This is a genomic window from Campylobacter sp. RM5004 (assembly GCF_022369455.1).
Classification (GTDB): Bacteria; Campylobacterota; Campylobacteria; order Campylobacterales; family Campylobacteraceae; genus Campylobacter_E.
The window spans coordinates 417924-440356 of the sequence record NZ_CP059599.1 but is presented as its reverse complement, the minus strand read 5'-3'; the positions used below and the strand labels follow the sequence as shown (position 1 = coordinate 440356).

Here is a 22433-nt window from a genome sequence, read left to right as displayed (position 1 = left end):
TCCTTAAAAATCATATTTGAAACTTAAATAAAAGCTTCTTCTATTAGTGTAATCTTCATATTCATTGCCCCAAACCATAGTTTTTGTTCTTTGTCCTGTTTCATATTCGTAAGGACTAAAGTAATTCTTATCAAAAATGTTATAAACTACAAAAGAAAGCGATGAATTCTTTGTAAAATCATAATTAAAACCTAAATCAAATGTATAAAAATCTTTATATTTAGGCTTATTTATAGGTGCTTCACTAAAGTCTTTTAATGTATTAAGCCTAGCATTTGCTTGAAAAAATGATGAGAATTTATCTTTTTTATAATTTAGCGTTGCGTTAATTATATGCTTTGGCAAGCCTTCGACCCTATTTGTGCCAAATCTATTCTCTTTATCATCGTAAGTTTTATTCATAAATGTATAACTTGAATTAATACTAAAGCCATTAAAACTAGCGCTCTTAAAGCTTAGTTCGATTCCTTTTGTAGTGTTTTTATCTTTATTGATAGGAATTCTGCAAACTTTGTGATTATTTCTTGCGCTTGCTGGCTTTTCACAAATTAAGCCATTTGGCATTAAATCACCATCTGAAAATCTTTCTTGAGCTATTTCGTTTTTAAGCTTTGTAATAAATCCAACTACACTAAAATTATTATCCAAATAATCAACATAAAATCCTAATTCATAATTAATACTATTTTCTGGCTTTAAATTAGGATTACCATAAATATTTCTGCCACCACTTCTTACTGTTCCTAATAAGCCATTATAAATTTCTTTAATTTTTGGTAATTTATAACCTTTTGAAACCCCACCTTTAATAGTAAAATTATCATTTAGATTATAACTAGCATAAATTCTAGGGCTTATTTCTTTATCAAATAAATTGCTTTTTGTATATCTTAAACCTTGAGTAATAGTTAGATTTTCTGGCAAAAAATATTCTAATTCTAAATATGGCGAATAAGTTTTCTGACTTAATTTCTTATCATTTAGCATTTTACTTTCATTTTCACTTTCGCCCTTATAATCTTCATATTGATAATTAATCCCAGCACTTAAAGTCGCAATGCCAAACTTATCAAAATCAAAAGGATGAATTAGCTTATTATCAATTACTATTGTTTTACCTTTTGAATTAGCGCTTTTATCTTTTATTAGATTAGTTTGTGCAAAGCTATTTATACTTGTAGTATCAATCTCGCCTTTATAATCTAATGCGAAATTATCTTGAATTACTTTTTTATCTCTTTCTTCGCTCTTATCTGATATATAAAAAATCTCTGAATTAATTCTTTCATAATCAAAATATATATTATGATTGTCTAAAAAATTATAATTAAGTCTAGTTCCTATATTATAATTTTGTAATTTATCCCCTTGATTACTTGCTAAAATACCATTAGGATAAACTAATTTTGAAGCACCTTTTTTATAATACTTTGCTCTAAAGCTTGAACTAAAATTATCAGTTATAGGAATGTTTAAAAATGTTTCAAAACCACCGCTATTTGCATACTTACTATGCTGGTTTATAAGGGTATTTAACTTTAAACTTGCATAAAATTTATTTGTATTTTTCTTAGTAATTATATTGATTACACCACCTACTGCATCACTTCCGTATAAAGTTGAGCTAGCACCTTTTATTACTTCAATTCTTTCTATTGCTTCAATCGGTGGAATTGCAAAACCATCGCTTGGGCTAATATCGTGGTCAAAAAATCCTGCTATGCTGTTTTTTCTTTTCCCATCTACTAAAACTAATACATAATCCTTACCAAAACCACGAATACTAAAATTGCTAGTTCCTTGATTGTTAAAGCTTACATCAATTCCTGCAATATTTTTTAAAGCTTGTCCTAAATCTTGGATATTTTTGCTTTTTATATCATCTTGAGTGATTATATTTATAGTTGCAGGTGCGTTTTTGATATCTTGCTCATATCCACTAGCAGTTACCACAACTTCATCTAAAATAATATTTTCATTAGCAAAGATAAAATTACTTGTAAGTAAAAACATAGAAAATGCTAACTTTTTCTTAAACATTCATATCCTTTTATGATAGTAATTATAAAAATTTTTATTAAAACATAACAATCTTAAAATATACTTAAAATTATTATCATTATATAATTTGCGACTTATTTCTAAATCGCAAATTTAAATAATATTAAAACTTATAGCTAAAGCTAATTCTTACATCACGACCAGCTTCCCAATCGTTTCTTGAATCACTACCAAATGCTCTTTGTGAATGTGAATAATATGCTTTATTGAAAATATTATTAACGCTTAAATTAAGCTCTAAGCCCTTTGCAAAGCTAGGTGTATAACTTAAATAAACATCACTTACTGCATAACTAGGTTTCACAAAAGTTTCAATATTTTTACTTGTTACATAAATCAAGTTATAACCTATGTTTAAATCAATAGGTCTAATGAAATATTCTGCATTAAATGTATATTTATCGCCACTATCGCTATATGCTAAAACACCACCTTTAATGTCGTTTTTGTTTCTTAAATCTGTTTTTTGAGTTGTATAACTTATGCTTGTTTTAAAATCTTCATAGCTATAACCTGCAAAAAGTTCAAATCCACTTACATTTGCTTTACCGCCATTAACACGAGCATAACTTGGATCGCCTTTTTTACCAGTTGTACTAACCATTTCTTTGATTAAATTTTGGTATTCTGTGTGGAAGTATTTAGCTATAAAATTTACATTGTGGCTATCAAAACTATTCTTATAACCAAATCCTATTTCTTTTGCATGTCCTGTTTCAGGCTCTAAATCTTTTGAAGCTATAATAGATGCAGCTTGACCTTCTGTAAGTCTTAAAGACTCAATCGGATCTGGTCCTCTAAATACTTTTGAATACCCTGCAAATAAATTAAAGCCATTATTAAACTTGTAATCAACTGCAATAGCAGGAGAAACGTTTTTAAAAGAATAAGAAGTTTGTTTTAAATTATCAGCAAGAGTTGTTAATTTAAAATAATCAAATCTAATTCCAGGAATTACGCTTAAATTACCATAAGCTATTGTATCTTCTATATAGAATGAATGGTTTTGTGCTTTATCGTTAGGTGCTAGATTTACATTTTTAGTAACTAGATTGCCACTTGCATCTAAAGATTTGCTACCGCTTTCTTTCATAAATGAGCTTGTATTGTAAAATTCATATCCATATTTAAAAGTATGTGTAAATCCACTATTTTCTAATATAGATTTATTATTCAAATACACACCATAAGTTCTTACGCCACCATCAAAAATTCTAGTGCTAGTGTTGTTTGCTTTCACATATTCATCACTAAAAGGTAGCCATTTTAATCTGTGTTCAGTTAAATACGCTCTTAAGTTTAAATCTACTAATTCGCTAGGATTATAATTATAATTTGCTGTATAGGTGTCTCTTAGCATTTTTTGATTTATTAAATCTTGCGATCTTTGTTTTGTAACTGCGTTAGTTCCACCAAATTCAGCTCTAAATGGATATAAACCCTTATATTCATTATGCTCTAAACTAAGATTTGCTTTGCTATCATCTTTTTCTAAGCTTGCTTTAATTAAATAGCTAAGGTCTTTTCCATCTCCACCTATTTCATTGCCATTGCCGTCTTTGCCATATCCATAATCTTTATGATTTACATAGCCTAATAAACCAAAACCGTTGTATTGTCCGTATGATGTTAATGACTTTTGCCATTCTTTATTATTGCTTGAATAAGAAGTTTTGATTTTACCACCGAAATTGCTTCCATCTTCAAGTAAATCAAATGCGTTTGCAGTAGTAAATGCAACCGAACCACCTAAAGCACCAGAGCTATTTACAACACTTAACACACCTACGCCAACATCAACTGATTTTAATAAATCAGTATCTAAAATCAAATCAGCTGAATGATGAAACACATTTCCACGCTGTCTTGCACCATCTATTGTAATATTAATACCCCTATCATTTACACCACGCATATAAAGTTTTTGGTTTAAATTATTTGTACCACCAACATAAACGCCAGGAATATCACGCATAATATCTCTTATATGAGAAGCATTTTTATTGCTAATATCAAACGAATCAAGACTAGAATAACCAATAGCATTCGCATTTACTTCAATAGTATCAAGTGTAGCATTATCATTAGCTGCTAAATTAATACCTCCTCCCATTAAACATAAAACTAATGATAGTTTAAAAGTTTTTTTCAAGATTTCTCCTTAATTGATAATAAAAATGATATTCTATAATAAAAAAAGTTAATATTAAAATTTATTATCATTTTAATTTTATTATTAAATTAAGGTTATATTAATTATTAAAATATATTAATTCTTATAATGATTATTAATAAATTCCTTTAAAAATTTATTATATTTTCAAAGGAATTTGAATTAGGAATTTACTTTTTAAGTTTGTTTAGCTCTTCTTCTTTTTCTTTTAGTTTGTTTTCAAGGTCTATTACTTCGTTTTCTTTTAAGTTTTTTGCAATCATTAGAAGTAAAACAGCAATTGTTGGTAAAAATGCTGCGATGTTTGATTGATTTATTCCGTTTTGATATGGGTCAATGCTAATATAAAAGCATAAAAATAAAAAAAATGTAATATCTACTGAGTTTAAAAACTTCTTAGTTCTTTTTTCTTTTTGCATGTTAAATCCTTTAATAGTTTTAAACATTATAAACTAATTAAACAATTATTCAAATTCCTTTTTTAATCTAAACATTAATAATTATGTATTAGATTAAGCAAAATCATTTTGAAAGGAAATTATGAAACAATTTATTTTATTTTTTATTAGCACAATAATTTGTGCATGGGGGGGGGGGTATTTTTCAAATTTAGAATATGAAATAAATACAAACCTTCAAAAAACAAACATAAAAGAAGAAAAAAGCGAGCAAATCCCAAACTCCAAAAATCCAAAAAGTTTTCACTCATCAAGCCTTACAATGCTTAAAGATAATTATTTATTAATTACTTATTTTGCAGGCTCTAAAGAAGGCGCTAAAGATGTAAAAATATATGCAAATCTAAAAGATAATGAAAAAATCAGTGACGCATTTGTTTTACTAGATAGACAAAAACTCATGAGTGATACTAAAGAATATATCAAAAAATTAGGAAATCCTGTTCTTGTAACTTGCAATGATAAAATTCATTTATTTGTTGTAGGCGTTAGTTTTGGCGGCTGGGCAAATAGCAAGATATATCATTATGTAAGCGATATAAATATAATTGATTTTGAGTTTAAACAAAGTCTTAATCTAAGCCCTTATTTAAATATCTCTCATTTGGTGAAAAACAATGCTATAAATATTAGCTTTAGCGATAAACAAGGCTTTATTTTGCCTATTTATCATGAACTTTTGAATAAATATTCTCTTGCTTTAGTTTTTGATGAGAGTGGAGAATTATTAAAAATTAACAAGATTACAAACAAAAATGGCTTGTTTCAACCAAGCGTTGTGGCTTTAGATAATTCTAAAATCTTATTTACTTTTAGAGCTGATAAAAAGGCTAATAATGACTTATATACTCTAACTTGCGATAAATACTTTAAATGTAGTGATTTAGTAAAATCAAATCTTAAAAATTATGATAATTCAGTGGCTTTATTTAACGCAAACAATAAAATCTATCTAGTTTATAATAGTGATTTAACAGGCTTGCGAAATACATTAAGCCTAGCTTTAATGGACAAAAACTCAAATTTTACAAAGCTTTATGATATTGATAAAGGAGACGAAATGAGTTATGCAAGTGTTGTTAATGATGATAATTCATTTTATATTTCTTATACACATAATCGTGATTTTATTAATTTAAAACAATATTTATTAAAGGATTAAGCATGCACGCTCTTTATACCTTACTTTATCTAGCAATTTTTGTAATTTTTGTGAAAAAATATTCTATAAAGTCAATTATTACTATGTTTTTTATAATAATTCTTACAAATATAAATATCTATAATGAGCTAAGCATAAATGATTTTACTTATAGTATATTCTCAAATATAAGCATAATTAGTCTTTATTTGCTAATGCTAATTATTTTTAAGCAAACTAGGTGTATAGATTTTAAAAGCTCTTTGTTTGTGTTTTGCATTAATTTTATTTTTTTACTTGCTTATTTGAATATAATTAGCGTTGATATTTATAGTAGCTTTAATGTAATAGCACTTATGATAGTTTGCTTGATTACTTATTTTATTAATAAAAACCTTGCTTTGGTTTATTTATTAGCATTATTTGTAAGTATGTTTGTAATTAATAAATTTAATTTATTTTTTGATATTTTATCGCTTTTCATCTCTTTTATTTTTATAATCATAAGAGCTAAAAATAATAAATATGTGAATTTATGAATGATATTTAGTGATAAATTAATTATTTTTTTAGATAAGTTAAAAGGTTGCAAAGCTAGTATTATTTACGATAATTTTAAAGCTAAATGAAAAAAAATATATACTATGATAAATTTAGGAAACACACTATAACATGTGTTCCTTGTATGCTTATTTAAAATTTTGTAAGATATCTGCAATAAGCATATTGCTATTGATGCCATTTATAGTTATAGATAAAATATCTAATCCTAAATTTTTATTTTTTATTTCAAAATAAAACTCTTTTGGCTTTATATTTATATCTAAAGTTTTTGTTTGTTTTATAGATTCTATAATTTCATCTATATTGTTAATATACTTATAATTATTTAGCATTGATATTAGTTGTTGTTCATCTTTAAACCTTATGTAAATATTGAAATTTTTTAATACTAGTGAATTATAGAGTTCTTGAGTTTGACTATCGCTTATTGTTAAAAATTGATCGTTTATATACTGCTCTTCTACATTGTATTTTACACTATTTAAATCTAATATATTTATAAACTCACTATCAAATTTAAAATCAGCAAGAATACTTATCGTGTTACTTTTATCACTATTTATCAGCTTGATTGTTAGTGACATTCTTTGAGTATCATTGTTTATGATATTAAAATTTATATTTGCATTATATGTATCGTTCGCTAATCTTGTTAAAAATAACATATCTTTATTTTTTATTGTTGCAAGTGCTGCTAAACCAAAAATAAATTCTCCAAATTTAATAGACTGCAAATTAAAATTATTGTAACTAGTAGATGGAATTCCTTTAAAATATTCATTCATAGTTATTTCACCCTGTTGTTTTCCTAAATACTGCATGTTTGTGCTATTTTTTATCTTTTCAGTAGAAAACAAAGTTTGCTCATTAAGTTCAAATCTTAAAAAATCACTTTCACAAGTGATAACCATTTGTTTTTCTTTACATTTAAAAGGTTCTAATACATTTTTACCTTTATTGTTTTTTAAAACAATTTCTAAGTCCTTAACTCCTTCTATAAAATCATTATTGTAATGTTTTTCAAAATTGTTAATATCTAATATATCTTTTGCACATAAAGTACCAAACAGCACACAAGTTGTAATAATAGTTAAAATATTTTTTTTCATTGAAAATCCTTTTTTTAATTTTTATAATAAATTTTTAATAATTATATTAAAACTTTATAATAAACTATAGTTATTACTTTGTCAAATATGGCATAAATAATTAACAATATTTGCTGTATTTAATTGCTTAAAACCTAAATAATATATAATTTTTTTTGATAATGATATTTTTCAAATAGCAATTTTAATCTTAACACTTATAATTAGCATGATTTGTTTAACTATTAAAATAATACAAAATAACTTTCATTTATCATACATTTTAAAGGCTTATCATAATAGCAAAATAAATTACTCTGTATTTAGTTTTATAATAAAATTAGATTATTCATCAAAACTAATTATATAAATTAAAAATCAATCTAATTATTACAAAAGAACTTAATTCAAAATATTTTTAAAACAAAATATCCTCTACTTTTAAAAACCATTAAAACTTTAATATAAAAAATAAATTATCATACTAAATCTTAGCAATACTAAAACTAAATGTTATTAAATAATAAAACTATCTAATAAAAAATAATTACAATCCAAACAAAGCTATTAATAAAAACACAAATTAGAAATTGCTTTTAAAATATTAATTACATGGCCTTAATCTTTTTTAATAATTTATGTAAAACATATAAATTTCTATTCTCTTACAAAACTTATTTTACTTTATATATTTAGCATATCTATTAAAACAACACTATTAGTGATATAATTTATTTAAACAATATTCCTCAAATAACCATCTATAATTAGTTTTAAAGATAATTTTAATGGCTTTTTATATAATAAATTTTCTTTAAAATAAACTAATTAAATTATTTATAGTTTAAATAATTATTAAAATTAATTTTATAAATTTTAGTATTTATTTTGATTAATATTTCCAAACAAGTTAATCTTATTTAACCTCTTCATTAAATCTATTCTTAATTTTTATTAGTCTTATCATTGATAACTACTATATTTTTATAGCAAAAAACCTTTTTCTAGCTTTCTCATCTTTAAATGCCATTTTATTTCCCTTATATAACTTTTTACTAATTATAATCTCTATAATTTACTATCAAAAACTAATCCATATAAATTCTTAAAGCATAATTTAGCACTCACCACCAACCTTTTAAAAAGATAGTAGCTAAATTAAAAAATTAAATTAAAAAAAGAATTCAATAAAAACAACAACCATAAAAACCAGAAAAATGCAATAAAAACACCTTCTAGCCCTATCCCGTTTTTAAAAAAATAAATAAATATAAAATTGATTTAAAAAAATAAATATGTAAAATTAATTATTATTAAAAAGAAAGGAGTTAAAAAAGATTTTAACAAGTCCGCAACGAGCTACTTTCCCCATACCAGTAAGGTGCAGTATCATCGCCCACAATGTGCTTAGCTTCTTGGTTCGGGATGGGACAAGGCGTTACCACATTTGTATAATCACGGACATTGTTATTTAAATCTATTAGTTTTTAATAAACTTAAATAACAATGTTAAAAGCAAGTAATTTAAACTCTTAAACTTACTAAAGTAATAAACCTTAGCAAGGAAGTAATGCTTATTTAAAGTAAGCGGACGGTCTATTAGTATTGGTCAGCTAAATGGCTTTCACCACTTACACACCCAACCTATCAAGCAGCTAGTCTTGCTGCGACCTTAAGAGAAGATTCATCTTAGAGTTGGCTTCGAGCTTAGATGCTTTCAGCTCTTATCACATCCGAACTTAGCTACGCTGCGATGCTCTTGGCAGAACAACAGCTACACCAGTGGTTCGTTCAACCCGGTCCTCTCGTACTAGGGTCAAATCTCTTCAATCTTCTTACGCCCACGGCAGATAGGGACCGAACTGTCTCACGACGTTCTGAACCCAGCTCGCGTACCGCTTTAAATGGCGAACAGCCATACCCTTGGGACCTGCTCCAGCCCCAGGATGCGATGAGCCGACATCGAGGTGCCAAACCTCCCCGTCGATGTGAGCTCTTGGGGGAGATCAGCCTGTTATCCCCGGGGTACCTTTTATCCTTTGAGCGATGGCCCTTCCACACAGAACCACCGGATCACTAAGACCGACTTTCGTCTCTGCTTGACGTGTTTGTCTTGCAGTTAAGCTGGTTTATGCCTTTATACTCTACAAACGATTTCCAACCGTTTTGAACCAACCTTTGTAAGCCTCCGTTATTTTTTGGGAGGCGACCGCCCCAGTCAAACTACCCACCAGACATTGTCCTACGTGAGGATAACTCACGCTAGTTAGCTACCCGAATAAGAAAGAGTGGTATCTCAACGATGGCTCATTATAAACTGGCGTCTATAACTCAAAGCCTCCCACCTATCCTGCACATTCTTATCCAAGTAGCAGTGTCAAGCTGTAGTAAAGGTCCACGGGGTCTTTCCGTCTTGCCGCGGGTAGGAGGAATTTTCACCTCCACTACAATTTCACTGGATCCCTCTTTGAGACAGCTCCCATCTCGTTACGCCATTCATGCAGGTCGATATTTAATCGACAAGGAATTTCGCTACCTTAGGACCGTTATAGTTACGGCCGCCGTTTACTCGGGCTTCGATCAAGAGCTTCGCATTGCTGCTGACCCCATCAATTAACCTTCGAGCACCGGGCAGGCGTCACACCCTATACATCCACTTACGTGTTAGCAGAGTGCTGTGTTTTTGGTAAACAGTCGGGAGGGACTCTTTGTTGTAAGTTTCCTTGCTTTCGGAGTAAATCCTAATACAAGGCTAACCACACCTTATACCGAAGATACGGTGCTATTTTGCAGAGTTCCTTAAAGAGAGTTCTTCCACGCGCCTTAGAATACTCATCCCACCCACCTGTGTCGGTTTACGGTACGGGCAACATTATCTAAACTTAGAAACTTTTCTTGGCTCGACGGCATCAGCAATTCTTCCTTCCATCCGAAGACTTCAGAAAGCCTTTCAGTTCTCGGTCTAACGTTACACGGATTTGCCTGTATAACAACCTACGACCTTAGACTAGCACTTCCATCAGCTAGCTTGCTTAGCCCTAAGCGTCCTTCCATCGCACAATAATGTTGGTATTGGAATATTAACCAATTTTCCATCGCATACCCCTTTCGGACTTTGCTTAGGACCCGACTAACCCTACGATGACGAGCATCGCGTAGGAAACCTTGGGTTTACGGCGTTAATGATTCTCACATTAATTATCGCTACTCATGCCTGCATGCTCACTTCTATACGCTCCAACGCTCCTTACCGGTACATCTTCAACGCCTATAGAACGCTCTCCTACCACTTAGTAAAAACTAAGTCTACAGCTTCGGTACTTATTTTAGCCCCGTTATATTTTCCGCGCAAAATCACTAGACCAGTGAGCTATTACGCTTTCTTTAAAGGATGGCTGCTTCTAAGCCAACCTCCTGGTTGTTAAAGTAACTTCACATCGTTTTCCACTCAAATAAGATTTAGGGACCTTAGCTGGTAGTCTGGGTTGTTCCCCTCTCGACGACGGATTTTATCACTCGCCGCCTGACTGCTGTGATTACACTATAAGTATTCGGAGTTTGATAGGGTTTGGTACATTGGTGTATGCCCTAGCCCATTCAGTGCTCTACCCCTTATAGCTACTACACAACGCTATACCTAAATATATTTCGGAGAGAACCAGCTATCACGAAGTTTGATTGGCCTTTCACCCCTATCCACAAGTCATCCGGAGCCGTTTCAATGGCCGTCGGTTGGGTCCTCCACTAGCTCTTACACTAGCTTCAACCTGCTCATGGATAGATCACTTCGTTTCGGGTCTGCAGCATCTGACTTATCGCCCTATTAAGACTCGCTTTCGCTACGGCTTCACGTTAGCTTAACCTTGCCAGACACCACAACTCGCAGGCTCATTATGCAAAAGGCAGTCCATCACACTGTATTGCTACATAGTGCTCTGAATGATTGTAAGCAAATGGTTTCAGGTTCTATTTCACTCTGATCACCTCAGTTCTTTTCACCTTTCCCTCACGGTACTTGTACACTATCGGTCAGACATTAGTATTTAGGGTTGGATCGTGGTCGACCCAGCTTCAGACAAGATTTCACGTGTCTCGCCCTACTCAGGATACTGCTAAGTAAAGTAAAGATTTTATGTACGGGAGTATCACCCTCTACGCTCAAGCTTTCCAACTTGTTCTACTATCTTTGCTTAGTCTTTATTGCAGTCCTACAACCCCACTAGTAAACTAGTGGTTTGCCCTCTTACGCTTTCGCTCGCCGCTACTAGCGTAATCTCTATTGATTTCTTTTCCTGTTGGTACTAAGATGTTTCAATTCCCAACGTTCGCTCCATATATGGTAATACATATCTCTATGTATTGGGTTGCCCCATTCGGAAATCTACGAATTAATGCCCCTTGACGGCTCCTCGTAGCTTATCGCAGTCTAGTACGTCCTTCATCGCCTCTGTCTGCCAAGGCATCCGCCATTCGCTCTTATTAGCTTACCTTTATTAATAATGTTAAATATTATTACAATTAAAATTGAAATATATTTGCATGCATTATTGTTATTGTTTTTAGTATTACTAAAACGCATTACTTCCTTGCTAAAGTTTTTATGTAATCATTCTTAACCTTCAAGACGGAAAGCGTCTAAGCTGTGATGCTTAAAAACTTTTTCTTAATATTTAAGAAAGAGATTAAGACTTAATTACCTTTAACAAGCTTATGAAATTGTTTTATATTACTTGCTTGTGACTCTTAACATTGATAAATAAAATAACACTAGGTTAAAACTATATATAAACATAGAATTAAATTAAATAAAACCTAGAAAGAACATTTGCTTAAATGCTCTGTTTAAGTTTTTGATTTGTGAAATAAAGCTCGTATTCTATCTCTTTAAGCTTAAATTATTCTTAAAGAGAGAAAAAATTTTAAAGAATTTGAAATAGGAATTAATTTTTGTAATTCCTATTTCAAATTCTTTATTAAAAATATATATTAAAAGAAACTTCACTTAAGAAGTTTCTTTTAGCTTTTTAATGTAGTGTGTTTATTAAAACTTATTCTTCATTACAGATTCAACTGCACTGCTTGCCATAGAATCTACTTCATCTGATATCTTATTAGTATTATCAGCTACAACAACATTAGCACGTGTTAATTCATCTATACTGCTTATTGCTTCATTTATTTGAGTAATAGCTTGAGTTTGTTCTTTAATGCTTTCGCTCATATCATTTATTCCTTGAGTTAATACATTAACACTAGCTTCTATTTCTGTTAAAGATTTTTGAGTACTTTCAGCTAGTTTTCTTACTTCATCAGCAACTACTGCAAAGCCACGTCCGTGCTCTCCTGCTCTTGCAGCTTCTATTGCAGCATTTAGTGCAAGTAGATTAATTTGCTCAGCAATGTCTCTAATCATAGTGATTACATTTTTAATGTCTTCTCCATTCTTAATCACTTCGTTTGATTTTTGATTTACTGCATGCATAGATGCACTCATTTCTTCTACTGCTGCTGCACTTTCTTGTAAGCTTGCTGCTTGCTTTCTTGCACCTTCGTTTATATCAATAACACTTGTTTTTAGTATTTTTGATTTTTCTTGTAGGTTTCTTGCAGTTTCAAGGTTTGTTTTTAACATATCTCTTATTTGCTTACCTAGCATGTTTGTAGCAAGTTCAACCTTACCTCTAGCATTCTTTATTTCGTTTCTAAAGTCGTTCTGACTATATTCATCAAAGATTTTTTCAATTGAGTTTGTATTAGCTCCTACTTTATCTTCTAAAGTATCAAGCATTTTATTTAATACATTCTTTAGTTCAATTAATTGTGGGTTTGCAGGATTTAGAGTAATTCTTGCTTTTAAATCACCGCTTTCAATTGCAGCTGCTGTTTGAACGCTTTGTTCTACTGCTTGGGTGTCTTTATCTAAAGAAGAGATTGTTCTTTCTATATTATCATTAATAGCTCTTGCCATTGCTCCGAATTCGTCTTTAGAGTTTAGGTTTATTTTACTTGCGTGTTTGGTTTCGTGATTTACTAAACTAAATACTTCTTTAAGACCTTGTTGGATTATGTCTAGTGGGCGTAGAGAGTGTTTGATTAGGAAGTATAGTAATGCTAGTATGATTATTAATGAGATTGTAAAGATTGTTAGGTTTTGTTTTAATAAATCTCCTAAATTTTCATCAAAATCTTTATTTTCATTTGTGCTGCAAATTACCCAACCTAACTTATCATACACTACGCAAATTGCATTTTTATCGTGATTTTCAAAAGTATATTGAATAGTTTTAAAGCCATTTTTATCTTTTGCTTTATTTAATTCTTCTTTAATTGTTTCTATAACTGGATTTTTCTTTAGTTCATAATCTGGATTTGAATGTATTGTGAATTGATTATGTTTATCAAACGCAAAAATTGCATTTGTAGCTGAATATTTAAGTTTTAAAATATTATCTTTTAATGGTTTTAAAGTTAAATCTCCACCAACTACACCTATTATTTTTCCATCTTTTTTAACAGGTGCATAAATTGTAGCTACAACTGTTTTTAATCTATCATCAAAATAAATATCATCGCTTAAACCTACTTCCTTAGCATTTAAAGCTTCTTTAAACCAACCACGACCTCTAGCATCAAAACCATCAATTATATTAGCTGGAGTTTTTACATCAGCTTTATAAAAAGTCTTTCCATCTTTTACTTTTGCAAAATATAAAGCATTAAGACCTGAAGCAGAATATAATAAATTAATTCTTCTTAAAATCATATCTTCATTTGCATCTATATCTATTTTTTCAATAGCTTGAGCAAACTTAGTTGTAAAATTCATTTTACCTGCAAAATAAGCATCAATATAAAGCATAGTAGCTTCAAGAGTTTTTTGCTTGCCATTGTTTGAATACTCAATCGCATCAAACTTTGAACTATTATAGTTCATAACACCAAGAAAAATAAAACATATTACTAGCGGCACACTCACTAGCATTGGAATTTTGTTTGTTAATTTCATGATAGTCCTTTCATCAAAATTATTTAAAATTGATTATAAAATCAATGTATTAATTTAATCTTAATTATATTATTTATTTGTGTTTTTAAATACTAAAATAAATTCGCTTCCTTTGTTTGGTTCTGAATTAAGCATTATTTTAACTTTATGAATTCTTGCGATTTTTTTAACTATTGAAAGCCCTAAACCTGTGCCTTTTATGGCTTTATTACGACTTGTATCTTGTCTAAAAAATCTTTCATATATTCTATTTTGAATATCTTTAGAAATCCCTATACCTGTATCTTTTATAGATACAATAATTCGCTTTTTTTGAAATTTTGAACTTATAAAAATTAATCCATTATCAATATTATATTTAATAGCATTGTCAATGATATTATAAAACATTGTCTTTATTAGCTTTTCGTTAGCAAAGAAAGCAAAATCGTTAAAATCTAAATTAATTTTAATATTCTTTTCTTTTAATTTAAATTCTAATTCTTTTATGATTTGCTCTAAAATATCTTTAATATTTACACTTTTCATATCAAAATTATTTACTTCATCTAAAAAAGAAAGCTTAATAATCTCATCTATCATTTCAAGCAAAGCACTTGATTGATTATAAATAGTATCAATAAATTGCTTTTCATCTTCTTTTTTTACTAAATTATTCTTAAGCATTTCAGAACTTAACATTATTGAAGTAAGCGGTGTTTTTAACTCATGAGTTACATTAGCACTAAACTCAGCTCTTATCTTTTTAAATTGTTTATTATGCTCTTTTACCTGAGTTAAAAATGTTTTTAACTCACTACAATTAAAATCTTTATCAAGCTCGTTAATATCTAATTCTAACAAAGGCTTTACTATTATTTTACTAATATAAAAAGCTAAAATTAAACCAAATACAACAACACATAAAAACGCAATAAAAATACTTTCTAATACAAATTCACTATTATGAACGATATATAAAACAAAAGCTTGTAATAAAATAAGTAAAAAAGATGAAATCAAAAAAATAGCAAAAAATATCCTAGTTCTCATCGCTTAATTTATACCCTACTCCACGAATTGTTATTATATATTTTGCATAATCTTTTAATTTATTTCTTAAAGTATTAATATGAATATCTAGTGTTCTACTAGAAATATTGGCCCCCCAAATCTCTTTTAAAATTTCTTCTTTTTTAAGGCACATATTTTGATTTTTTACAAGATGAGTAAGTAATTCAAATTCTTTTAAAGTTAAGTTAATTTCTAAATCATCAATACTTACATTTCTTGTTTTTAGATTAATCTTTAGATTTTTAAAAACAATCTCGCTACCAAAGTCAATTCTTCTTAAAACATTTCTAATTCTTGCTAAAAATTCTAAAATAGAAAAAGGCTTGCAAATATAATCACTTGCCCCCATATCAAGACCTTTTACCTTATCGCTTTCATTATTTAAAGCACTTAATAAAATAACTTCTATATTTTTTGTTTTTTCATTGCTTTTAATATTTTTTAAAACACTAAAACCATCTTCGCAAGGCAGCATAATATCAAGGATTAAAATATTTGGTATTTGTATTCTCAAAGCTTCATAAAGTTCTTTGGCATTTTTAAAACCTTTTGCTTTAATATTTGAGTTCTCAAGTGCATATTTTACTAAGTCATTAATGCTAGAATCATCTTCTAAAATATAAACAAGCATAAGCTAATTCCTAATTCAAATTCTTTTTAAAAATCTTACATAAAATAAGTTAGTTTTCTAACTTGAGATTCATTATTAATTTAAATAAATTTTAAATATTATTTAAATTTTGGTTTGTTTATCAAAAAAAATTACAATTCTTCCACTTTTTTAACAAAGGAGACAAAATGAAAAAAGTATTATTAAGTTTAGCAGCGTTATCTTTATTAAGCACTGCAGCAATGGCAAGTGATGGAGCAACTTTATATAAAAAATGTGTTGCCTGTCATGGAAAAGCAGCTGAGAAAAAAGCTCCAGGTGCAGAAGTTATCATCAATACTTTAGATGAAAAAACAATTTTAGAAGCATTACAAGGCTATAAAGCTGGAACATTTGGTGGTAAAGCTAAGAAAAATATGGAATTACAAGTTAAAAATCTTAGCGATGAAGATATGAAAGCTTTAGCTGCTTATATCGTAACTTTAAAATAATTCTTAAGTTCAGGAGTAATCCTGAACTCTTATACAAACTTTAAAATTATATTCATTACAAACATACAAATAAAAGCATTCAGAATACTTGTTAAAATAAGTAAAGGCCAATATTTTTTAGCAACTCCAGCAACTCCTAGTAATCTTCCTAAATACTGAAGTTGAGCTCCCATTAAAAATATTGCAGGTAATATGATAGTAACTTGAACTTCATTTAAAATCCCACTTTTATATAAATTAGCAGCAACCCCAACACCAGCTGATGAACTAAGCCAAGCTGATAATAAAACGGTGATTGATTCTCCTGGTAAGCCAAAAACATTCATAATCACACCACAATAATCACCCAAAATTTTCATAATTCCTAAAATCTTTAGCATTTCTGCAATTATATAAGCCATTAAAACATTAGGAATTAAACTATAAATAGCAATATTAAAGCCTTTTTTAGCTCCAACTATAAAAATATCTAATGGATTTTTGCTCTCGTTATTCATTCAAAATCCTTTCTATAAAATGTATTTAGCACAATTCTTACAAAAATTGCTCCAACGAATTTGAGTATAAACATAACAACAAGTGGTATTAAATTAATGCAAACTAATTGACCTAAAAGCGCTGAACCTATTGCAAAAAAGTTATTAATCATTCCAGCACCACTATATTGCCAAGCAGCAATTACTATTAAATCTTTATCATTTATATAGTTTTTCTCCCTTGCTTCTTTACTCATAGCAGCTCCTGCATCAGTGCTTTGTAAATCAGTAATTAGTATAAGCCCACAAAGACCTGGAACTCCTAAAATCGGCTTTAAAATAGGATTTAATAATTTTTGAGCAGCTTTTATAGCACCATAATGCTCCATTACTTCAATAACTCCAAGCGCAAGCATTACAGCAGGAATTAAACTAAAAGCAAATAAAAATCCAGCTCTAGCACCAAATCCACCACTACCAACAAATGTTGTGCCTTTAGCACCATCAACTCCTTTTACAACAGCACCAAAATTACCTGTTAAGGTGTTAAAATCAAACGCTTTTAACATATCATGGCCTGCTAAAAGTCCTGAAAAGAACAAAACCAAAAAGATTAAAGCAAGATAAGCACCTGGCTTTACCTTTCCTACTTCAAATTCCGTAGCTTTTTGCATACTTTCTCCTTTAAAAAGATTAAGAATTCTATTCTACAATAATTTTTAAGATTAGTAATAAAAATAAAGGAGTTAATATGGAAGTTATAAAACATTATGAATATTTACACGAGATTCCAGAGCTTGGATTTAATGAATTTAAAACAAGTGAATATTTAAAAACCACACTTAAAAATGCAGGATTTAAAATACAAGAATTAGACAAAACTGGCTTTTATACAGAGCTTGGCAGTGGTGATGAAATCATAGGTCTTAGAGCTGATATTGATGCTTTAGGGCATATTATAGATAATATTGCCTGTGCAAAACACACTTGCGGACACGACGCTCATATGTCAATGCTACTTTGTGCAGCCTTAAAAGCAAAAGAGCAAAATATCATTAAAAACAAAAAAATAAGATTTATCTTCCAACCTGCTGAAGAGCTTGGAAGTGGAGCTTTAAAAATGATTGAATTAGGAGCTTGCGATAATCTTAGTGCAATTTTTGGAATGCATATTCGCCCTATTCAAGAATGCCCAAGCCCTAAAGCAATCGCTTCAATGTATTATGCAGCAAGTGCAGCGATTAAAATAGATATAGTAGGCAAAGCTGCTCATGGAGCAAGACCACATCTTGGAATTAATGCAATTGATATAGGAGTTAGCATAATTGATTTAGCAAGAAAGATTTATATAGACCCAAATAAACCTAGCAGCATAAAGGCTACAAGATTTATTTGTGATAGCGGAGTAACTAATTCAATTCCTAGTGAGGCTACTTTGGTATTTGATTTAAGAGCTCAGCATAATGAAAGCATGCAAGAAATGAAAGAAAAGCTTGAAAAAATCATCGTAAATATGGCTAATACATACGATGCTAAAATAAATTATGAATACCTAATCAATATTCCTGCAGCTATAATTGATAAAAAACTTGCAAAAATCTGTGAAGAAGTAATTGTGGATACTTTAGGAGAAGATAATTTAATAAAAGAACAATTCACACCTGGTGGAGAAGACTTTTTCTTCTACCCTATAAAACTAGGCATTCCATCGGCATTTATGGGGCTTGGAGTTGATTGCTCACCAGGGCTTCATCATCCACAAATGCAACTTAATAAAAACGCTTTAGAAAACGGAGTAAATCTATGGCTAAATTTAATCAAAAAATTAGAGAATTTGAAATAGGAATTAGATGAATTATAAATTAGGCATTATTTTATTAATTGATGTATGTATTTTACTATGGCAAAATAGTTTTTTAAGCATTAGTATTTATGAACTAAATGAGCTTAGTTCAAGTAGTTTAAATGGCTTATTTGCTAACTTTGCCTTAAGTGTTTTTGGCACGGAATATATAAGATATGCTTATATTATTTTGCATATTCTAAGCAATATTTTACTATATAAAATCTCAATTAAATACCTTAAAAATAATGCCTATTTAGCTAATATTATTTTTAATCTTACTCCAGGAAGCCTAGCTTCTGCATTGCTAATAAACCCTGCTGGACTTATTATATTTGTTTCTTTACTTCTTACTTATCTTGCGTTAAATAAGAAATTTTATATATTTTATGGGGTTTTAATAGCTTGTGTTTATATTGATAAAGCAATGATTTCATTGTTTATTGCTTGTATATTTTATGCATATTTTAATAGATTATCAAAATTATTAGTCTTATCGATTTTACTAATGTTTGCAACTTTTATAATCTATGGATATGACTTTTCTGGTAAGCCTAAAGGATATTTTTTAGATTCACTTGCGGTTATGTCAGCTGTTTTTTCTCCGCCGTTATTTTTGTATTTTTTCTATACGATTTATTATATTAGCTTTAAAGGTAAAAAAGATTTGCTTTATTGCATAAGTGCAAGTGCTTTTATAATTTGCCTTATTTTATCATTTAGGCAAAAGCCTGAAATTGCTGATTTTTTACCATTTTTATTACCTGCAATACCTTTGATTATTGCTAATTTTTTAAACTCTTTTAAAGTGCATTTACCACAATTTAGAGCTAAACATAATGTTATTTTATTTTTTATATTAACTTCTTTAGTAATTAGCTTTTTGTTTTTAATATTTAATCCATTTTTATATAGATTTATTGATGAAAACGAACATTTTGCTAAAAGCTATCATCTAAATAAAGAACTAGCAAAAGAACTTAAATCTCGTGGGATTAATGAAATTAGCATACATAGTCAAAATTACAAAATCTTAGAATTTTATGGCTTAAAACCTTGCTATCAAAATTGCAAAATCATAACTCCTTGCGAAAAAGGAAATATAAATATAAACTTTTTTGCTAAAGAATTTTCTTTTTGTTTAAGAAATGAAGATTAATTAATATTTAAGAAAAAGTAAAATAAAATCCTTTATCAATTAAAGGAGATTTAATGCAAGTTAATTTAAGCAACATCTACAACAATACTTATCATAAGATGGGTGAGAGTTTTGGCGGAGTAAAGAGCGAAAACGAACTAAAACAAATTGATGAAAACATCAAAAACAATAAAATAGACAATCTAAAAACAGGCGATAATAGTGGTAATAAAATCTATTTTGAAAACAAAAATGGCATAAGCTCTGCAAGTATTAGCGATGAAAGTTTAGCAAAATTGCAAAGCCATTTTGATAGTAAAGACTTTTATAAGCGTGAAGATGGGAGTATTATATTAAATGGTAATGCCGAAAAATATGTAAGTGGTTGGTTTAGCGATATTGCTTATGCTAGAGGATATGCAGCTGCTAATAAAAACAATAATGAATTTTTAAATAAAGATGAATTATTAGAGCTTAATGTAGTAGCAAAATTTAGCTTAGATGGCACAAATGCTAAAGATTATAAAGCTTATCAAAAAATTGAGCGTTTTTTGGCTAATAATTCTACGATTTTAGATTCTGTTCCTAAAAACATTGATGAAGCCTTAAATCAAACAATATTATCAAATAGCGATTTTGATGATACTATAACTCTAGGCGAGAGCGAAGAATTTGCAAATAATGATAATTTACAAACTTCTTTAAATGTGAATATCTCATCAAATGAAATAAAAAGCATAAATGTAGATGATGAAGAAGCTAAGAAAAAACAAGAAATAGCAAACGCACTCTCAAGCCTTACAAGAATTAAAAATACAATAAATACAAATGGAGTAAAAGCACTTAGCAAGGCTGATTTAGATAAGCTTGAAATTTTAAATATTGATCCAAATTCCTTAGAAAATCCACAAAAACTAGAGCAATTAAACAAAGCTAGCGATAAAGCTAACGAACATTATGCAGAGTTTTTGCATGTTAGCAAGGAATTTATTGATAAAAATATGGCAAAAAGCGATGATTTTTTAGGAGATTTTACCCATGATAGTGCTGCTTTTGCAAAAGAATTGCTTGATAATAAATTAATAGATAAACTTGCTTAAAGAAATAGGAAATTACTTCCTATTTCATAATTTTAGACTTAAAACAATTTAATTATTCTTATTTTTAAAAGATATAAAATACTAGATAATAAGCAAAATACACTAATAACACAGGCTAAAGTAAAGCTTGTATTAGCATTCATAACCCCTACTAAAAACGCCGCAAATCCTGCGAAAATAAATTGCGAAGCACCTAAAATCGCCGAAGCACTTCCTGAGAAGCGTTTTGATTTACTCATTGCTTTTGTAACTAGATTTGGGGTAATAAAGCCTAGCATACATAAAGTTAAGAATAAAAACACGCTAAAAGTGTAAAAATTATTAGAAAAAATTATTAAAAGTATAGAATTAATAAACATTATTAAATAAGCAAAAAATATCACTTTAGCTACACTAAATTTATTTGTAAAATAAATATTAAGCCTAGCAGCAATCATAAAACCTAAAGAATTAATACCAAAAATTAGTCCATATTCTTGCAAACTAATATTAAAAACCTTAGTAAAAACAAAGCTAGAACCACTAATATAAGCAAACAAAGAACACATAATTAAACTTGAGCTTAAAACATAAATTATAAAGCTTTTTTTAGATAAAACACTCTTATAAGCTAAGCAAATATTAAAGATTGAAAAAGCGATTTTATTATTATTGCTTTCTTTAAGATAAAAAATACTTAGCAATAATAAAACTATTCCTAAAGCAAAAAGAGTTATAAAAATACTTTGCCAAGAAAAATATTTAAGCAATAATCCACCAATGCTAGGAGAAATCATAGGAGCTATGCTTGAGCTAATCATCATTAATGAAAATACCGCAACAGCCTTTTGTTTAGAAAAGCAATCATTTACTATGGCTCTAGCTATTACAACTCCAGCACAACCGCCAAGAGCTTGCATAAATCTTAAAGCTATAAAAGTATAAATATCATCAACCAAAAAGCACAAAAAACTTGAAATTATAAAAATACTAAGACCTATAATTAAAGGTATTTTTCTACCATAAACATCGCTTAAAGGACCATAGATTAATTGTCCCAAAGCAAATGCTACGAAAAAACTTGCAATGCTAAGCTGGATAAAATATTCACTTGTTTTAAAACTATCTTGAACCAAACTTAAGGCCGGTAAATACATATCAGTTGCTAAGGGCGCAATAGCACTTAAAAATGCTAAAATTAAAATAAAAAATTTTTCTTTCATAAAATACTCCTAATTTTAAAAACTGATAT

The 22433-nt window shown here is 29.0% G+C and carries 16 protein-coding genes and 2 rRNA genes; 6 read left to right on the top strand and 12 right to left on the bottom strand.

Features of this window, described 5'->3' with window-relative positions:
* Positions 1-3: 3 nt before the first annotated feature.
* The 3 genes from AVANS_RS02245 to AVANS_RS02235 form a co-directional block, all read right to left on the bottom strand.
* Positions 4-2040 (bottom strand): TonB-dependent receptor, encoded by a 2037-nt coding sequence (locus AVANS_RS02245; protein ID WP_239818034.1) that lies wholly within the window; start codon positions 2038-2040, stop codon positions 4-6.
* Between the two features lie 124 nt (positions 2041-2164).
* Positions 2165-4213, bottom strand: a complete 2049-nt coding sequence (locus AVANS_RS02240) for a TonB-dependent receptor (RefSeq protein WP_239818033.1) — start codon at positions 4211-4213, stop codon at positions 2165-2167.
* A 191-nt stretch (positions 4214-4404) separates the two neighbouring features.
* On the bottom strand, positions 4405-4653 hold the full coding sequence (locus AVANS_RS02235; RefSeq protein ID WP_239818032.1) for a hypothetical protein: 249 nt from the start codon (positions 4651-4653) through the stop codon (positions 4405-4407).
* Positions 4654-4774: 121 nt separating this feature from the next.
* On the opposite strand from AVANS_RS02235, the gene AVANS_RS02230 reads away from it, so the two are divergent.
* Together AVANS_RS02230 and AVANS_RS02225 are read left to right on the top strand one after the other, a co-directional pair.
* On the top strand, positions 4775-5854 hold the full coding sequence (locus tag AVANS_RS02230) for a sialidase family protein (protein WP_239818031.1): 1080 nt from the start codon (positions 4775-4777) through the stop codon (positions 5852-5854).
* 2 nt (positions 5855-5856) lie between these two features.
* Complete coding sequence (locus AVANS_RS02225) at positions 5857-6372, top strand: hypothetical protein (RefSeq protein ID WP_239818030.1); 516 nt, start codon at positions 5857-5859, stop codon at positions 6370-6372.
* A 150-nt stretch (positions 6373-6522) separates the two neighbouring features.
* Here AVANS_RS02225 and AVANS_RS02220 read toward each other — a convergent pair whose 3' ends face one another.
* The 6 genes from AVANS_RS02220 to AVANS_RS02195 all read right to left on the bottom strand — a co-directional run bounded on the left by AVANS_RS02220 (position 6523) and on the right by AVANS_RS02195 (position 16175).
* Positions 6523-7506 (bottom strand): hypothetical protein, encoded by a 984-nt coding sequence (locus AVANS_RS02220; protein WP_239818029.1) that lies wholly within the window; start codon positions 7504-7506, stop codon positions 6523-6525.
* Positions 7507-8831: 1325 nt separating this feature from the next.
* Positions 8832-8948: ribosomal RNA gene (gene rrf / locus AVANS_RS02215) — 5S ribosomal RNA — on the bottom strand.
* A 116-nt stretch (positions 8949-9064) separates the two neighbouring features.
* A 23S ribosomal RNA gene (locus AVANS_RS02210) occupies positions 9065-11975 on the bottom strand.
* Positions 11976-12526: 551 nt separating this feature from the next.
* The gene (locus tag AVANS_RS02205; protein ID WP_239818028.1) at positions 12527-14491 is read right to left on the bottom strand and encodes a methyl-accepting chemotaxis protein; all 1965 of its coding nucleotides are present in this window, start codon (positions 14489-14491) and stop codon (positions 12527-12529) included.
* 69 nt (positions 14492-14560) lie between these two features.
* On the bottom strand, positions 14561-15523 hold the full coding sequence (locus AVANS_RS02200; RefSeq protein WP_239818027.1) for a HAMP domain-containing sensor histidine kinase: 963 nt from the start codon (positions 15521-15523) through the stop codon (positions 14561-14563).
* Positions 15513-16175 carry a response regulator transcription factor gene (locus AVANS_RS02195; protein ID WP_239818026.1) on the bottom strand — a complete coding sequence of 221 codons (663 nt, stop codon included), beginning with the start codon at positions 16173-16175 and terminating at the stop codon, positions 15513-15515. Before AVANS_RS02195 ends, AVANS_RS02200 begins: the two co-directional genes overlap by 11 nt.
* A 167-nt stretch (positions 16176-16342) precedes the next feature.
* Here AVANS_RS02195 and AVANS_RS02190 point away from each other — a divergent pair, with 167 nt between their 5' ends.
* The gene (locus AVANS_RS02190) at positions 16343-16645 is read left to right on the top strand and encodes a c-type cytochrome (RefSeq protein WP_239818025.1); all 303 of its coding nucleotides are present in this window, start codon (positions 16343-16345) and stop codon (positions 16643-16645) included.
* A 29-nt stretch (positions 16646-16674) separates the two neighbouring features.
* On the opposite strand, the gene AVANS_RS02185 is transcribed toward AVANS_RS02190, so the two are convergent.
* Both AVANS_RS02185 and AVANS_RS02180 read right to left on the bottom strand, forming a co-directional pair.
* Complete coding sequence (locus tag AVANS_RS02185; RefSeq protein ID WP_239818024.1) at positions 16675-17142, bottom strand: YjiG family protein; 468 nt, start codon at positions 17140-17142, stop codon at positions 16675-16677.
* Positions 17139-17795: a nucleoside recognition domain-containing protein gene (locus tag AVANS_RS02180; RefSeq protein WP_239818023.1), complete on the bottom strand. Its 657-nt coding sequence runs from the start codon at positions 17793-17795 to the stop codon at positions 17139-17141. Before AVANS_RS02180 ends, AVANS_RS02185 begins: the two co-directional genes overlap by 4 nt.
* A gap of 77 nt (positions 17796-17872) precedes the next feature.
* Between AVANS_RS02180 and AVANS_RS02175 the strand changes: the two genes are divergently transcribed.
* Genes AVANS_RS02175 through AVANS_RS02165 form a run of 3 tightly spaced genes read left to right on the top strand, consistent with a single transcriptional unit; the run spans position 17873 to position 21202 of the window.
* Positions 17873-18964: an amidohydrolase gene (locus AVANS_RS02175; RefSeq protein ID WP_239818022.1), complete on the top strand. Its 1092-nt coding sequence runs from the start codon at positions 17873-17875 to the stop codon at positions 18962-18964.
* A gap of 7 nt (positions 18965-18971) precedes the next feature.
* Positions 18972-20123, top strand: a complete 1152-nt coding sequence (locus tag AVANS_RS02170; RefSeq protein WP_239818021.1) for a hypothetical protein — start codon at positions 18972-18974, stop codon at positions 20121-20123.
* A gap of 53 nt (positions 20124-20176) precedes the next feature.
* Positions 20177-21202 (top strand): hypothetical protein, encoded by a 1026-nt coding sequence (locus AVANS_RS02165; RefSeq protein ID WP_239818020.1) that lies wholly within the window; start codon positions 20177-20179, stop codon positions 21200-21202.
* 38 nt (positions 21203-21240) lie between these two features.
* Here AVANS_RS02165 and AVANS_RS02160 read toward each other — a convergent pair whose 3' ends face one another.
* Positions 21241-22404 carry a multidrug effflux MFS transporter gene (locus AVANS_RS02160; protein ID WP_239818019.1) on the bottom strand — a complete coding sequence of 388 codons (1164 nt, stop codon included), beginning with the start codon at positions 22402-22404 and terminating at the stop codon, positions 21241-21243.
* Positions 22405-22433: the final 29 nt, after the last annotated feature.

What these genes read in the sequence shown, in the direction of transcription:
- AVANS_RS02245 (WP_239818034.1), bottom strand. Translation starts at nt 2,040, where the DNA reads ATGTTTAAGAAAAAGTTAGCATTTTCTATGTTTTTACTTACAAGTAAT.
- AVANS_RS02235 (WP_239818032.1), bottom strand. Translation starts at nt 4,653, where the DNA reads ATGCAAAAAGAAAAAAGAACTAAGAAGTTTTTAAACTCAGTAGATATT.
- AVANS_RS02230 (WP_239818031.1), top strand. Translation starts at nt 4,775, where the DNA reads ATGAAACAATTTATTTTATTTTTTATTAGCACAATAATTTGTGCATGG.
- AVANS_RS02225 (WP_239818030.1), top strand. Translation starts at nt 5,857, where the DNA reads ATGCACGCTCTTTATACCTTACTTTATCTAGCAATTTTTGTAATTTTT.
- AVANS_RS02220 (WP_239818029.1), bottom strand. Translation starts at nt 7,506, where the DNA reads ATGAAAAAAAATATTTTAACTATTATTACAACTTGTGTGCTGTTTGGT.
- AVANS_RS02205 (WP_239818028.1), bottom strand. Translation starts at nt 14,491, where the DNA reads ATGAAATTAACAAACAAAATTCCAATGCTAGTGAGTGTGCCGCTAGTA.
- AVANS_RS02200 (WP_239818027.1), bottom strand. Translation starts at nt 15,523, where the DNA reads ATGAGAACTAGGATATTTTTTGCTATTTTTTTGATTTCATCTTTTTTA.
- AVANS_RS02195 (WP_239818026.1), bottom strand. Translation starts at nt 16,175, where the DNA reads ATGCTTGTTTATATTTTAGAAGATGATTCTAGCATTAATGACTTAGTA.
- AVANS_RS02190 (WP_239818025.1), top strand. Translation starts at nt 16,343, where the DNA reads ATGAAAAAAGTATTATTAAGTTTAGCAGCGTTATCTTTATTAAGCACT.
- AVANS_RS02185 (WP_239818024.1), bottom strand. Translation starts at nt 17,142, where the DNA reads ATGAATAACGAGAGCAAAAATCCATTAGATATTTTTATAGTTGGAGCT.
- AVANS_RS02180 (WP_239818023.1), bottom strand. Translation starts at nt 17,795, where the DNA reads ATGCAAAAAGCTACGGAATTTGAAGTAGGAAAGGTAAAGCCAGGTGCT.
- AVANS_RS02175 (WP_239818022.1), top strand. Translation starts at nt 17,873, where the DNA reads ATGGAAGTTATAAAACATTATGAATATTTACACGAGATTCCAGAGCTT.
- AVANS_RS02170 (WP_239818021.1), top strand. Translation starts at nt 18,972, where the DNA reads ATGAATTATAAATTAGGCATTATTTTATTAATTGATGTATGTATTTTA.
- AVANS_RS02165 (WP_239818020.1), top strand. Translation starts at nt 20,177, where the DNA reads ATGCAAGTTAATTTAAGCAACATCTACAACAATACTTATCATAAGATG.
- AVANS_RS02160 (WP_239818019.1), bottom strand. Translation starts at nt 22,404, where the DNA reads ATGAAAGAAAAATTTTTTATTTTAATTTTAGCATTTTTAAGTGCTATT.